This is a genomic window from Knoellia pratensis (genome assembly GCF_042666395.1).
Taxonomy (GTDB): Bacteria; Actinomycetota; Actinomycetes; order Actinomycetales; family Dermatophilaceae; genus Knoellia; species Knoellia pratensis.
Map to the genome: position 1 here is coordinate 1,080,104 of NZ_JBHTDJ010000003.1, position 13,722 is coordinate 1,093,825.

The 13,722-nt window shown below is 68.2% G+C and carries 11 protein-coding genes; 5 read left to right on the forward strand and 6 right to left on the reverse strand.

Annotation, left to right across the window (positions count from 1 at the left end; genetic code table 11):
• Nucleotides 1–79: 79 nt before the first annotated feature.
• Together ACFQRE_RS15025 and ACFQRE_RS15030 are read right to left on the reverse strand one after the other, a co-directional pair.
• A complete protein-coding gene (locus ACFQRE_RS15025) occupies nucleotides 80–1,744 on the reverse strand; it encodes a glycosyltransferase (RefSeq protein WP_380123762.1) in 1,665 nt (554 codons plus the stop codon).
• Nucleotides 1,741–2,673: a glycosyltransferase family 2 protein gene (locus tag ACFQRE_RS15030; RefSeq protein ID WP_380123765.1), complete on the reverse strand. Its 933-nt coding sequence runs from the start codon at nucleotides 2,671–2,673 to the stop codon at nucleotides 1,741–1,743. Before ACFQRE_RS15030 ends, ACFQRE_RS15025 begins: the two co-directional genes overlap by 4 nt.
• 43 nt (nucleotides 2,674–2,716) lie before the next feature.
• On the opposite strand from ACFQRE_RS15030, the gene ACFQRE_RS15035 reads away from it, so the two are divergent.
• Complete coding sequence (locus ACFQRE_RS15035; protein ID WP_380123767.1) at nucleotides 2,717–3,610, forward strand: class I SAM-dependent methyltransferase; 894 nt, start codon at nucleotides 2,717–2,719, stop codon at nucleotides 3,608–3,610.
• On the opposite strand, the gene ACFQRE_RS15040 is transcribed toward ACFQRE_RS15035, so the two are convergent.
• Both ACFQRE_RS15040 and ACFQRE_RS15045 read right to left on the reverse strand, forming a co-directional pair.
• Nucleotides 3,607–5,376: an ABC transporter ATP-binding protein gene (locus ACFQRE_RS15040; RefSeq protein WP_380123769.1), complete on the reverse strand. Its 1,770-nt coding sequence runs from the start codon at nucleotides 5,374–5,376 to the stop codon at nucleotides 3,607–3,609. The genes ACFQRE_RS15035 and ACFQRE_RS15040 overlap by 4 nt on opposite strands.
• Nucleotides 5,377–5,389: 13 nt before the next feature.
• Nucleotides 5,390–6,595, reverse strand: a complete 1,206-nt coding sequence (locus ACFQRE_RS15045) for a glycosyltransferase family 4 protein (protein ID WP_380123771.1) — start codon at nucleotides 6,593–6,595, stop codon at nucleotides 5,390–5,392.
• A 205-nt stretch (nucleotides 6,596–6,800) separates the two neighbouring features.
• Between ACFQRE_RS15045 and ACFQRE_RS15050 the strand changes: the two genes are divergently transcribed.
• From ACFQRE_RS15050 to ACFQRE_RS15060, 3 genes are read left to right on the forward strand one after another with little or no spacing between them, the layout of a single operon-like run.
• Nucleotides 6,801–8,357 carry an AAA family ATPase gene (locus ACFQRE_RS15050; protein ID WP_380123774.1) on the forward strand — a complete coding sequence of 519 codons (1,557 nt, stop codon included), beginning with the start codon at nucleotides 6,801–6,803 and terminating at the stop codon, nucleotides 8,355–8,357.
• A 22-nt stretch (nucleotides 8,358–8,379) separates the two neighbouring features.
• A complete protein-coding gene (locus ACFQRE_RS15055; protein WP_380123776.1) occupies nucleotides 8,380–9,708 on the forward strand; it encodes a hypothetical protein in 1,329 nt (442 codons plus the stop codon).
• Nucleotides 9,695–10,507: a polysaccharide deacetylase family protein gene (locus ACFQRE_RS15060; RefSeq protein ID WP_380123778.1), complete on the forward strand. Its 813-nt coding sequence runs from the start codon at nucleotides 9,695–9,697 to the stop codon at nucleotides 10,505–10,507. Before ACFQRE_RS15055 ends, ACFQRE_RS15060 begins: the two co-directional genes overlap by 14 nt.
• Nucleotides 10,508–10,513: 6 nt before the next feature.
• Here ACFQRE_RS15060 and ACFQRE_RS15065 read toward each other — a convergent pair whose 3' ends face one another.
• A complete protein-coding gene (locus tag ACFQRE_RS15065; RefSeq protein ID WP_380123780.1) occupies nucleotides 10,514–11,665 on the reverse strand; it encodes a glycosyltransferase in 1,152 nt (383 codons plus the stop codon).
• 98 nt (nucleotides 11,666–11,763) lie between these two features.
• Here ACFQRE_RS15065 and ACFQRE_RS15070 point away from each other — a divergent pair, with 98 nt between their 5' ends.
• Nucleotides 11,764–12,744, forward strand: coding sequence for a GNAT family N-acetyltransferase (locus ACFQRE_RS15070; RefSeq protein ID WP_380123782.1), 981 nt, complete (start codon nucleotides 11,764–11,766; stop codon nucleotides 12,742–12,744).
• Here ACFQRE_RS15070 and ACFQRE_RS15075 read toward each other — a convergent pair.
• Complete coding sequence (locus ACFQRE_RS15075; RefSeq protein ID WP_380123784.1) at nucleotides 12,697–13,698, reverse strand: O-antigen ligase family protein; 1,002 nt, start codon at nucleotides 13,696–13,698, stop codon at nucleotides 12,697–12,699. The two genes, ACFQRE_RS15070 and ACFQRE_RS15075, sit on opposite strands and share 48 nt — an antisense overlap.
• Nucleotides 13,699–13,722: the final 24 nt, after the last annotated feature.

The window sequence follows — 13,722 nt, forward strand, 5'->3', positions numbered from 1 at the left end:
GGAGAGTAGACCGCCAGGTCGCGCCGCGCCGCGAACCGAAAGGATCAAGGGGGAGAGAGCCTGTCTCGCAGTTGCCAGGTCAGCTGCGGGCCCGAAGCAGCCTCGTGCGTCGAGCGATCCGGAGCCGCTGCAGATGGACCCAGCGTCGGAGCCGGATGCGTCGGGAATTGGCTCCCGTGTACACCGTTCCCGGCGACACGCGATCGAGCAGGGCGCTCACCGTCACGAACTCGAAACCTCGGCTGCGGAGGGCGGGAACGAGGCTGCTGATCGTGGCCATGGTCTGCGTGGACGTGTCGTGGAGGAGGACGATGTCCCCGTCCTGGGCGTCGGCGAGGACCTTGGTGGTGGCCGACGCGGGGTCCTTGAAGTCCATGGAGTTCACCGACCACAGGATCACGGATTGACCGAGCTCACCGGCAATCGAGTCGATCAGGCGGTTGCGATGACCCATGGGCGGCCGAAAGACCGCAGGTACGGTCCCGGTGATCGAGGCGATGACCTCGTTGCTGCGACGGAGCTCAGCACGGATGTCATCGGCGTGGAGGAGGTGGAGATCCGGGTGGGTGTGGGAATGGGTGCCGATCTCCATGCCGGGGGACGCGTGCAGGAGCCGAACGACGTCGGGGCACTCCTCACTCCTGTCGCCCCGGAGGAAGAAGGTGGCCTGGGCTGATTGATCGAGGAGGAACTGCACGAGCGCCGGAGTGTCTGACGCTGGACCATCGTCGAAGGTGAGCGCGATGCGCTGTGTCGATCGCGATGTGGCCCGGGTCCGAAGCGATGCGGATGCAAAGGCCCCGAAGACCGCGACTGCCAGCCGTGGGCTCAGGCCGGCCAGCGTGGCGAGGACCCGGAAAACCGGATGTCGTGGCATCACCCTCGACGACCGCGACTGCCGAGCCAAGGCGGCGTACTGCTCCTCGGCTCCCGGCGTCCTCATGGACTTCATGGCCGCGATGAGTCTGGCGCGCTTCCTGAAGGCCTGGTCCGCCGACCACCCGGCGGCGCGCAACAGCCCGGCATCGGCGAAGTCCTGGACCTGACGCTCACTGCCCTCGACCTCATCGAGCTGCCGAGCCACGGTGAAGGTCTGTGACGTGATGGAGTGGGGCCGTTGCCGGTACAGGTAGAGGGGCTGGGGGACCTGGACGACTGGGGCCTTCATGAGCAGCCGATGGGTGGTGAAGGCGTCTTCGGCCAGTCGCCCCACTGGGAAAAGGTCGGGGGGCAGCAGATCACGCCGAAAGAGCTTGGCGCACGAGATGACGAAGAGGGAGTGGTACGCGCCCGCGAACTCGGTGATGGCCTCGGCGGGGGTGAGGAGTCGCGTCCGCTCGATTCCCGGATCGTATGCCTTGCCCGGGACCCGGATGAACGAGCACATCGCCGCACCCGCTTCAGGACGAGCGTCGATGGCCCGCACGAGTGTGGCGACGAAGGTGGGATCCCACCAGTCGTCCGAGTCGAGGAAGGTGACGAACGTCCCCGTGGCCGCAGCGATCCCGACGTTGCGGGCATGGCTGAGCCCGTGGTTGGCCTGGTGGATGACCCGAAAGCGTGGGTCGCGAGCCGCGAGGTTGTCGCACAGTGGGCCGCTCCCGTCGGTGGAGCCATCATCGATCAGGATGACGTCCAGAAACTCATGCGTCTGTGCCACGACAGAATCGAGGCATTGTTCGAGGTAGTCAACGACGTTGTAGACCGGGATGACAACACTGACCCGGTCGACTTCGGGGCTCACGCCGACACCTTCGAGTTCAGGCCCGGGTCGATGCGGCGACCCAGACGCCCTCGGTAGGCATCTACTGCACCCCTGGCCGGAAGGATGATCTCGGCGAACGGCCGACGTCCCCGCGCCAGGGCGAGCATTCCCTTGGCGGCGCCACCGACTCCGGCGATCGTGGAGGCTGCGGGTCCGCCATAACGTCGCGCCAGCACAGTGGAGTTGCGCACCGAGTAGTACCGGCGCCAGGCGGCTTTGTCGAGAGGGGTTCGACGTGGCCCACCCGAGTCGCTTTCGGTGCCAGCCCGACGCCGAGCCTGTAGGAAAAGTGGTCCGGGTGCGCACAACCGATAACCCAGGCTCCGCAGGCGCAAGCCGAACTCTGCCTCCTCGAAGCCCCAGAACAGTTGCTCGTCGAACGCGCCCACCTCGCGGATCACGTCGACCCGATACATGGGCAGTGATCCGCCGAAGAGGACGTCGAGCTCAACTGCTCCGGTGAGCTCGTGGTCCTCGAGGCGGTGGAAGACACCCCACTGTCGACGGTAGAGACTTCCGCCGATTCCCACACCTGCCAGTCGCGGGTCCGAGTCTGCAGCGTCCTTCCCGAAGATCTCGAGACGCTGCAGGAGCGAATCGTCCGCGGGCTCGTCGTCGTCGTCGATGAACAGGAGCCAGTCCCCAGCGGCTGCACGTGGGAGCAACAACGACATTCCCAGAGCGTTGCCTCCAGCCGGCCCGATGTTGTCACCGCTGTCGGCGTACTCGGCACCGTGCAACGCGGCCACCCGTGACACCTCTGCGTCGGACCCGTTGTCGACGACGAGGATGTGGTCGGGCCGGCGAGTCTGGCGCCCGAGCGCCGAGAGCATGGAGTCGAGAGTTGCCGGTCGGGCAAAGGTCACGACCACCGCCCAGATGGCTCCGCCCCCCGTAGTCTGTGACACGTATTTGATGGTATGTCAGGCAGGTGTGGGCGTCTGGAGGATCATGAAGAACGTTGCGTCACAGAGGATCTCGCAGGCCTTGGCCGAAGATCGGCCCATCCCCGGGCGCTGGTCCGACGCGTCGGACGATCCCAACGACGTTCGAGCCCTGGCAGGTCGCGCCCGGACTCTGCGGGCAGCTTGGCGCGAACCGATCGCTGATCGCGCAGAGTTCATCGTGGACCGCTGCACGGGCCGGCGCGTCCTCGACATCGGGTGTGTGGCCCACGACGTCGAGCGGATGAAGTCACCCCAGTGGCTGCACGGCAGGGTGGCCGCTGCGGCGTCTTCCTGCCTCGGGGTGGACGTGTTGCCCGAGGGGGTGGCGCGCATGGTCGAGGCTGGCTATGAGGTGGTGACCCACGACCTCACGCAGGGTCCGGGGCCATTGGCCGACGCCGGACGGTTCGACGTCATTGTCGCTGGGGAACTCATCGAGCATGTCCCGGCTCTCGACATGTTGTTCACCGCTGCTCGCGACCTGCTCGGGCCCGACGGGGAACTCATCATCACCACGCCCAACCCCTGGGCGCCCCACCGCGTGGCGGCGGGCCAGCGTGGGGATTGCTGGGAGAACGCCGATCACATCATGTTGGCATTTCCCAGCGGCATCGCCGAGCTGGCAGAACGCAACGGCCTCATTCTGAGCGAGGCCACGACGACCCGACCGGAGGCGCGATCCCGACGACCGCTCGAGATGGCCCGTCAGGTGCGACGCCATCTTCGGGGGACCGCGTGGTTGCGGCTCGGCTTCGCCACTCGGGGGCCAGAGAAACCCGTGCGGATCCAAGCAGGGCCCTCCCTGCCATCGACCCATGGTCCGCGCGGGGCGGTCTTCGTCGGCGAGACCTTTGTCTATGTCGTGCGTCGCCGATCGGACTCAGCTTCGTCTGACTAGACCCCTCCGCCGAGTCCAGCAGTCGACAACGCGCGTCGATAGAAGGAACTCGTCGACCTGAGGGCGTCAGGGGTGTCCAGAGCAGTGACGCGGCCACCCTCAATCACCATGATGCGGTCGCACATGTCGATGGTGGACATGCGGTGGGCGATGATGACCACCGTCACCTGTCCGCGAAGGGCGACGATGGTGTCGCGGATGAGTTGCTCGCTGTGCCCGTCGAGGGCTGACGTCGGCTCGTCAAGGATCAGGAGTGAGGGGGAGCCCGCGAGGGCGCGGGCGATCGACAGACGCTGTCGCTGGCCCCCCGAGAGGCTACTGCCGCGCTCACCCAGATGGGTGTCGAATCCCGACGCGAGCGCGCTGATGTCGGCAAGGACGTTCGCCTGCGTTGCCGCCCGCTGCAGGGCCGAGTCGTCGATGCCCTCGCGGAAGAAGCGGATGTTCTCGGCCACTGTGCCGGTGAAGAGCACCGGGTCCTGAGGAACGAACGACACGTGCCGGGTCCACCAGTCGCGGTCAACGTCGGACAGCGGGACACCGCCGACGGTGAGCGTTCCGGACTCCGGCTCGCGCAGGCCGAGCAGGAGCTGGGCCATCGTCGACTTCCCTGCGCCGGACGGACCGATGATTCCGAGGACCTCGCCCCGATCCAGGATGAGGTCGACGTCCTCGAGAGTCGGGCGGTGCCCGTCGTAGGAGAAAGTCGCAGAGTCCATGACGAGGGGGAGGACCGCGTCAGGACGTGCGGTGCCCCCCGCTGCTGGAAGTGCCTCGTAGCGGCGGGCGGTGTCCTCGACCTCGGACAGAGCGGGAAGGGAGGACACCACCGAGCCGTGCACCGACACCAACTGTTGACCGTAGGTGAGCGATCGCAGCATCAGCAGTGTGACGGCGCCGACGGTCGTGAGGTCGCGCGCATCCACGAAGCTGAGGCCGGTGATGGCCACGAGGATCGCGCCGTAGGCGAAGAGGGTGTAGGTGGGGGAGAGCGAGCCGTAGAGCACCTGCACCTTGCGCTGGCGCTCACTGGCCACGTCGGTCAGACGGTCGACACGCTCAAGAAATGCGCGTCGTGCACCGAACACCTGCATCTCCCGGCCGAGGCCACCCAGCTCGGAGACGGAGGTCGCGAAGTCGAGGTCTGCGGCACCGGACCGCAGCGCCGCCCGATGAATGGCAGCTCGCAGCGGGCCGAGCAGCGCCGCGAGGACGGCGAGGAAGGCCAGCACGGCGAGGGTCGCGAGGGGTTGAATGGCCAGCCCGGCTCCCAAGAAGGCCACGACTCCGAGAGCGGCCGTCAGCCCCTGGATGGCTCCCGCGACCGCCACGAGGACCCGTCCGATGAACGAAGTCAGGAGCTCTTGCAGCCGACCCGAGGGTTCTGAGTTGTGCACCGACCACGCGGCCCCCAGGTAGGCGTGTGAGAGGCGACGACGCAGTCCCGTCCGAACGAGGGCACTCAGCGCGGCGGACTGGCGCAGGGCCACCATGTTCAGAACGAATCGCAGCACGAGACCGACCCCGGCAGCGATCAGCGCGAGGTCGATGGACAGTTCGCGTCCACCCACGGGACCTATGACGTCGCGACCACTCGTGAGTGCCAGGAGCAGTCCGGTGACCAGGACGAGGAAGCCCGCTTCGACCATGGCCGCCCCGAACGACGCAGCGGACAACAGGGTGATGCGGCGCCGGTGTCCTGTTCCCAGCCGCCACAGTGCCGACCACCCTCCAGCAGGCGGAGGGCTGGACGCCTTCGTGGCCATCAGTTCGTGTCCTTCATCGATTTCGGTCGGGCGCCCCGGGTGGGGGTCCTTGGGCCACACCGAGAATAGGCCGCCGCGTGTCGTCGTCGCCGTGGGGACGTGCGCGCGGCCACCGGCGGCCCGGTGACCGGACCTGGGCGTAGGTCTCCAGTGACCGTCGTGCCACCACGCGCTGGTCGAATGCAGCCGTGGCGCGCTTGCGCGCGGCAGCCCCCAGTCGACGACGCAGGAGAGCGTCCTTGAGAAGCCGTTCCACGGCATGTCCCAAGGCTTGCGGGTCGTTGACCGGCACCAAGAGAACGTGTTCGTCATGGGTGCCGATCTCGCGGCAGCCGCGGATGTCGGTGAGCACCATGGCCACACCACACGCGGCGGCCTCCATCGACGCCCGGGAGAATCCTTCGCGGTGGGAGGCGAGGACGAACACGTCGATGGCGGAGTAGACGTCCTCCATGTCGGATCGCTCGCCCAGGAAGCGCACGGCGTCCTCGTGGGGGTCCGAGATGTGGGTGTCGGGTCCGTCCTCGGGTCCCACCCAGACGAACGTTGCGCGGTCACCGAGCCGTGCGGCGACCTCGGCAAACTCGACCAGCCCCTTCTCGCGCACCCGGCGCCCGATGGTGCCGACGAGCAGGTCGTCATGTGTCAGGCCGAGTTCCTCGCGCACCCTACGGCGACCTTCAGGGCTGGGGTGGAAGCGCTCGAGATCGACGCCGTTGCCCACGACTTCGTGTCGCCCCGGCTTGAGAAACCGACGCAGAGTGTCGCGATCAGCAGCGTTCTGGAAGAACTCGTAGTCGGAGAAGCGGATGGCGAGCGCTTCGGCTCCGTAGACGAAGGCGCGCTTGCGCAATCGATCTTCGGGACGCGCCCACAGTCCGTGGCAGGTGTTCACGACGACGGGTATGCCGGCCAGTCGCCCGGCGATGCGTCCCATCACCCCGGTCTTGGGATTGTGCGTGTGGAGCACGTCGAGGTCGAGTGAGCGGAGGGTGCGGACGAGGTCGCGGAATGCCGCGGCGTCCTGCCGGAGATTCCACGAGCGGGTCAGAGCATTCAGCGGCACATGGGTCACGCCCAGCGACTCGATGCCCGTGACGTATCGACCGGGTGCGCTGAGACCGAAGACCTCGTGTCCGGCGGCGACGTCGACCTCGAGCTCGGTGGAGAGAAGCAGCGCCAGGCTCATGTCGATCGTCGTGAGGTGGGCTATGCGCATGGTGTGCCGCACCCTCTCCCCGTGTTGGTCACGTACGAGATGCCATCTTGACAAAAGAACCCCGTCAGCGGTGTCGGGTTCGGCAAACAGGCCGCGACTCTCAGGTCCGCCGGATACAGTTCGAGACTGACTGCCCCACCGAGCGGAAGGTGTTGTTCATGCTGACGCGGGGGGACGCACATGGCATCAGGCAGGGAGTGACCGCGTGACACTGCAGGACTACATCAAGGTGTTCCGCCACCGTTGGCCGGTCATCTTGATCTGCGCACTTGTGGCCGGCGCGGTGACGTGGTTCATCACGCCTGCCAGCGCCGACACCACACAAAAGGTCGGTTCCTATACGGCGACCGCAACCATCACCGTCGGCTCCAAGGACGTGGAGGGCGTCTCACCCAATCTCGGGAGGATCGCGCTGTACCTGACCACGGGCGAGGTTCCCAAGCGGGCTGCCGCCGTCGTCAGGTTCGAGGGCGACCCCGCGCTGCTCGCGAATGGCCTGACCGTGACGCCTGACATCGTGGCGCAAGCATTGACGGTCTCGGCCACCGCCTCGGACGGCAAACAGGCCGCAGCAGTCGCCAACGCCTTTGCCGACCAGATCGTGAAGTACATCTCTGAGGCCAGGCGGCCCGGGGCCGAGAACGCGACGCTGGAAGTGCTCCAGCGGGCCACCCCCATTCCCAGCGCCACCACTGACGGAGGTTTCGTCGTGCCGCCGGGGCGGGGACCCCGCACTGCCATGGCCACGCTGCTCGGCCTTTTCGTGGGGTTGGGCGCGGCACTCATCCTTGACCGTCTCGACTCGCGGCTACGCTCGCGCGCTGACATCCATTCCGCCTTGCGGATGCCGATCATCGCCGAGGTCCCGCGCCTCAAGCGGTCGCAGCGCAACCGTGCGACCCTCGGTGTCCTTGAGGACCCGTTGAGCCTGTATGCCGATGGTTACCGTGCCGCCAGAACGGCCCTCACCCACACTGCCGGACAGGTCATGCCCGGCGACTACTCCCCGCGGCGGTCGGCGGTCGAACCGCGGCGGGCCACCAACAGTGCCCGGTTGGTGCTCATCACGTCTGCGCACGCCTCGGAGGGCAAGACCACGAGCGTGGCCAACCTCGCCGCAAGCTTCGCCGAGACCGGCCAGCAGGTGCTCGTGCTCGATGCCGACCTCCGATCCCCGGACGCCCACAATGCCTTTGACGTGCCGCAGGGCGCCGGAATCTCGGACTTCCTCACCGACCCCGGCGAGGGAAGTCTCAGTGCGATCGTTCGTCCCACGAGCGTCCCCGGCGTTCGCATCATCACGGCCGGCACGAGCCTCGCGCACCCTGCCTCGCTGGCGAGCCGCATGGGCCACCTCCTCGAGGAAGCCCGCGAGATGGCCGATGTCGTCCTCATCGACACCGCTCCGCTGCTGGAGGCCAGCGATGTCTTCGACGTCCTGCCGATGGTCGACACCCTGCTTCTCGTGGTGCGCCACGGGCGCCTCACCGAGGTCGCTGGCAACCGAGTGGCCGAGCTCGTGGGCCGTTTCCAGGTCCCCGTGAGCGGGGTCATCATCGTGGGTGCGCGCGCCAAGCTCGGCGACACCTACGGCTACGGCTACGGCGACGCGCGCAAGACCAAGAAGAAGGTCAAGCGTGGTCGCAAGCTCGCCGAGCAGCGGCGCCCGGAGGTGCCGGTCGTGAGCGAACCCGAGCCTGTTGATCTCCGTGACGACGCCAGCCGCGACAGCCGTCGCACGCGCCGCGCCTCGTCCGCCTGAGCCGAACATGCACTCCGCGCGGATGCGCCTGGCCGCAGGCTGTCTCGCGGTGCTTGCCGGCCTGGGTGTTGCCGCCGGATTCAGGATGGCGGTGCGCACCGACTCCTACAACTTCTGGGGTGCGGCGATCGTCATCCCGATCGTCATCGCCGTCAATGTCGTCCTGATTCGACGCGTGACCCGGGATGAGGAAAAGGGATCCTGGCTCCCGGGGCTGCTCGGCACGGCCTTTGCCCTCAAGCTCGTGGGAGCGATGGGGCGCTACTACGTCGCCTACATCGTGTATGCCGGTGCCGCGGACGCCCAGCGCTACAACCTCTACGCCGCGACCTACTACAAGCAGTGGCGCGACGGCGTGATCGTTTTTGAGCTCGGGGGCAAGCAGGGCACGCAGTGGATGGAGGTCATCACCACCGCGCTCTACACCGTGATTGGGCCGTCACCCCTCGCGGCGTTCGTGGTCTTTGCATCCTTCGCCTTCTGGGGTCAGTACTTCCTCTTCAAGGCGTTCCGTACGGCACTTCCTGACGGCAACCACAAGCGGTATGCCGCCCTCGTCCTGTTGCTTCCCTCGCTCCTCTACTGGCCGTCGAGCATCGGCAAGGAGGCGTGGCTGATGTTCTTCGTCGGCGTCACGGCCCTCGGCGCGGCCTATCTGTTTGCGCACCGCAGCCGCGCGATCCCTCTCCTCCTGGTGGGGGCCGCAGGCACCGCACTGTTGCGGCCGCACCTGGCAGTGCTTCTCTTCGCCGCACTCTTCGTCGCCCAACTGTTCCGGCCGACGGCTGCCCGCAGCACAGGGATCCTCACCAAGGTCGCCGGCGTGCTCGTGCTGGGCGCTGCGGCCTTTGTCCTCACGTCCCAGTCAGCGGCGTTCCTGGGCATCGACGACTTCTCGTATCAAGCAGTGTCGGACTCCGTCGGCGCCGCGAGCACTCAAGCGAGCGAGGGGAACTCGTCGTTCGAGGCGAGTCCGATCCAGTCACCGGCCGACATCCCGGGCGCCGTGATCACCGTGCTCTTCAGACCGTTCCCGTTCGAGGCGCGCAATGCCCAGATGCTCATTCAGGGCCTCGAAGGCCTGCTGCTGATCGTCCTCGTCATGCGCGCGTGGCCGCGGCTGCGCCGCTTGCCAAGCCTCATGAGGGCCAACCCCTATGTGACCTTCTGCGTTGTCTACATGGCGGCCTTCATCTGGGCCTTCTCCGGCTTTGGCAACTTCGGAATCCTGGCCAGGCAGCGCGTGCTGATGATCCCGTTCTTCGTCGTCCTCCTGGCACTGCCCGAGGTCGGGCGATGGCGGGCACCGGACGACCGCACGGTGAGGGAGCTGATTCGTGCCCGCCGCTGAGTCCCAGGGCGGCCGCCGTCGGTTCAAGCAGGCCCTCGCCCGTGCCGGCCGCACCGCCCCGGCGGCGGGGGCCAGTCTGCTCATCTACCACCGCATCGGTGGTGGGACCTCCGACGAGCTGGACCTGACCACCGACGACTTCCGGCGGCAGCTCGACGTCCTTGCGTCGCACGACGTCATGTCCCTCGACGCCGCGCTCGATCGGCTCGACGTCGGCGACACGAGCCCGTCTGTGGTGTTGACCTTCGACGACGGTTTCGACGACGTCCACGCCAACGCCTGGCCGCTCCTGCGCGAGCGAGGCCTGCCGTTCACGGTCTATCTGGCCTCGGGCTACGTGGGTGGATCGATGCTGTGGGAGGGCTCGACGGCCAAGGGCGCCACCGGTCGCGGCATGACGTGGGACCAACTGGCCGAGCTCATGGAGTCCGGGCTGTGCACCATCGGCAACCACACCCACAGCCATGTCCGACCGGAGATGCTCACCGAGGCCGAGCTCGACGCGTGCACCGAGGCCGTCGAGAACCATCTCGGTGTCACCCCGCGCCACTTCACCTATCCGTGGGGCATCCCGGTGCCCGCCATGCAGAGCCAGCTGCGCGCGCGCTTTCGCAGTGCATCGACGGGAGAGCTCGGTCGCAACCTGCCGGACACCAACCGGATGCGGCTCGTGCGCGTGCCCGTGCGCCAGTCCGATCCTGAACCCTTCTTTGCGGCCAAGCTCACCGGAGGTCTCGGTCCTGAGCGGGCGTATGCCGCAGCCGTCCGTCTCGGGAAGGCCGCCGGACTGCGCGGCTAGGCGAGATCAGGTAGGTCGCGAAGGTGCAGCCAGGGCGGCATACACCACTTCCTGCTCGGTGACGGCGCGTCGGATGTCGTAGTCCGCGACCCGTCCGAGCGCGGCCGCGCCCATGCGCCGTCGCATGGCATCGTCACGAGCGACGGCCACGAGCGCTGCGGCCAGGGCCTCGGAGTCGCCAGGGGTCACGAGGAGTCCTTCGACGCCCGCGGTGACCTGTTGGGGGAGGCCGCCGACCTCCGTGGCGACGACGGGCAGACCCGCCGCGAACGCCTCCATCACGGCAACCGGGAGGCCTTCGTGCGCGGACGCGAGAGTGAAGACGTCTGCGGCGGCCATGAGGTCGTGGACGTCACGTCGGAAACCGAGGAGCAGGAAGCGGTCGCCGAGGTCGAGCGATGCGTGCAGGGCCGCCACCTCATCCACGAGCGGACCTTGGCCGACGGCAGCGAACCTCAGTCGTGGCTCGAGGTCGAGGGCGGCCCGGGCGGCGCGCAGGAGGTTGGGGTAGTCCTTGTTGGCCCGCAGGTTGGCCACCGTGAGGGACAGGACCTCACCGGCCCCGATGCCCAACTCGGATCGGAGCCGATCCCGGGTTCCCGGGGCCGGGCTCACCGCAGCCGGGTCGATGCCGTGGATGAGGACGTCGTAGCCCTCGCGCCGCGAGTTCCACACGGTCGACCTGACCTGGTCCGAGACCGCCCAGTGGTGGGCGTCGAGCGGTGAGGTGACGCCGTTGAGCAATCGGGTCGGCGTGCGGTGGCTCGTCCACTCGTTGTGCTCCGTGGTGACGACGGACGGCCGCTGGGCCCGGGGGAGGCTACGGGCGATGAGCCTCGCAGCCGAAGCCAGGACGGGGGAGTGGGCGTGGACGATGTCGGTGTCGGCCATCGCCCGACGCAGGTCTGCCACCCACGCCGCCCGCAAGGCTGGCCCCGACGCATTCGCCCCAAGTCGCTGTGGGGCAAGGCCTTTGGCCTCGAACTCAGGGACGAGGTGAGTTTTGTCAGGACGCACGTAGGCGACCCGATAGTCGAAGCGGTCCCGGTCCACCACGCCCGCGGCCAGGAGCAGTAGCTGCTCGGCACCCCCCGGCCCCAGGCCCTTGACGAGCCAGAGAACGCGGATGCGGTCAGCGGATGGCTGGGCGGTCCCCATAGTGTCCCTCCCGGGTGCTCGCGATGCTGATCGCCGACGCGGCATCCGGGCGCGGCCTAAACTCGATCGAGGGTACCAACGACGACAGGGGCACACGGATGAGCTCGGTCAAGCCGGAGGATCTCGTCATCAGGGCGGCCGAGCCCGAGGATGACGCCGCGGCGCTCCCGATGCTTCGGGCCTCACTGGGCAAGGTGGAGGACCCTCACTACGAGGCGTTCCTGCAGTGGAAGCACCGAGCGAACCCCTTCGGCGTCTCGCCGGCGTGGGTTGCGCTGCACGACGGCGTCGTGGTCGGCTATCGCACCTTCCTGCGGTGGGAGTTCCTCACCGACAACGGCCGCGTTCTGCGCGCGGTGCGCGCCGTCGACACGGCGACCGACCCGGCATACAGAGGGGTCGGGATCTTCCGGACTCTCACGTTGCAGGGCGTCAGCGAGCTGACCCTCGCCGGCGACGGCATCGTCTTCAACACGCCCAACGACCAGAGCCGACCGGGATATCTCAAGATGGGCTGGAGCCTCGCGCGCCAGCTTCCGGTCGGTGTCATGCCGCGGGGACCGCGGTCGATGGTGTCGATGCTGACCTCGCGGGTGCCAGCCTCCTTGTGGTCGGAGGCCACGGACGTCGGCCTCGACGCCGCGGTGGCGCTGGCCGATCGCGGCATCGCCGAATCGCTCATCCGCCACGCACCGGCGAAGGGGGTCCGGACCAACCGCACCCCCGAGTACCTCGCGTGGCGCACCGCCTTCGCGCCCTTGCGCTACCGGCTGCTGCTCGTGGATGACTCCGATCCCGCTCGAGGCGGCGTGATCTTCCGCCTGCGTCGCCGAGGCGAGGCCGTGGAGGCCGCCATGGTCGAGCAGCTCGTGCCGGACCGTCGCACCGGAGCCTTGCTCGTGCGTCGTGTCCTGCGGGAGACGGGTGCGGACTATGCCATCGGGTTGCGCACCGGGCCCTCGGCCGGCCTCGTGCCGCTGCCTCGTCAGGGTCCGCTGCTCACCACACGGCCCCTCGCAGCCTCAGCACCGTCACCGGGTGACTGGGCGCTCACCCTCGGAGACGTCGAGCTCTTCTGAGTCTGCCTGTCCCGAGCGGATGCTGGCCGCTGCCCATCCCAGGACGACACCGGCGGTCAGGACGACCGGAGCGAACTCCAGCAGGTGGTCGGCGTAGGAGTGGACGAGCAGGGCGGTCCAGGCGACCGCCGCAACGACGGCCTGCGGAGCCTTGCCCCGCGCCGCCCAGAGGAGTCCGGCGAACCCGACGAGCCCGAAGAGGGTCACGCCGACCCAGCCCGTCTCGGCGCCGATCTGGAGCACCGACGAGTGGGCCGTGGACGTGTCGGGGTCGTTCGAGAGAGCTGTGGCGTCACGGAACGAGCCCGGACCCGACCCGGTGATGGGTCGACGCTCCCAGAGCGCCACCGCGTCGTGCCAGAGCTGCTCCCGGACGGTGTCGAAGGTGCCGCGGGCCCAAGAGGGGAAGGTCGGTCCTTGCGCGAGGCGCAGGATGAACGCGGCGCCGCCGACGGCAATGAGCGTCCCAAGGACCACGGACCACCAGCGATGCACCGGCTTCCGCCAGCACACGCCACCGATGACGAGCACCAGGGGAAGGCACACGGCGACCCCTGCCGCCGAGCGGTTGAGAGCCACCGCAACCACGGCAAGGCCCAGTGCGGCCAGCAGGCTCCCGCGCCGACCGCGAGGCGTGGAGAGCAGGCCCAGGCCGCACATCGCGACGAGCTGCACGGCGAGTGCCGCGTTGGCGTTGGCGTAGCCGAGCGGCTCCTTGCCCGGCTCCTTCGTCAGGAGCACCCCGAGGACCAGCACGACACCTGCCAGGGCGAGCGCGAGATGCAGACGCGAGTCACCGGCATACCGGGCAAGGGCCTGACCCCCCGCAACCCCGAGCACGAGAGCGATCGGCGCCACGAGGTAGGGGGACGTGAGCGAGAACCCCTGGTCCAGACGTAGGCCCACCACCGCTGACCACGTGATCCACGCGGCCAGCAGGACGAGACCAGCCACGCCGGGCCACCCGACGGAGGCCAC

Excerpts from the sequence above, each read along its gene's own strand:
- ACFQRE_RS15035 (WP_380123767.1), top strand. The coding sequence starts at position 2,717 with ATGAAGAACGTTGCGTCACAGAGGATCTCGCAGGCCTTGGCCGAAGAT.
- ACFQRE_RS15040 (WP_380123769.1), bottom strand. The coding sequence starts at position 5,376 with ATGGCCACGAAGGCGTCCAGCCCTCCGCCTGCTGGAGGGTGGTCGGCA.
- ACFQRE_RS15045 (WP_380123771.1), bottom strand. The coding sequence starts at position 6,595 with ATGCGCATAGCCCACCTCACGACGATCGACATGAGCCTGGCGCTGCTT.
- ACFQRE_RS15055 (WP_380123776.1), top strand. The coding sequence starts at position 8,380 with ATGCGCCTGGCCGCAGGCTGTCTCGCGGTGCTTGCCGGCCTGGGTGTT.
- ACFQRE_RS15065 (WP_380123780.1), bottom strand. The coding sequence starts at position 11,665 with ATGGGGACCGCCCAGCCATCCGCTGACCGCATCCGCGTTCTCTGGCTC.
- ACFQRE_RS15070 (WP_380123782.1), top strand. The coding sequence starts at position 11,764 with ATGAGCTCGGTCAAGCCGGAGGATCTCGTCATCAGGGCGGCCGAGCCC.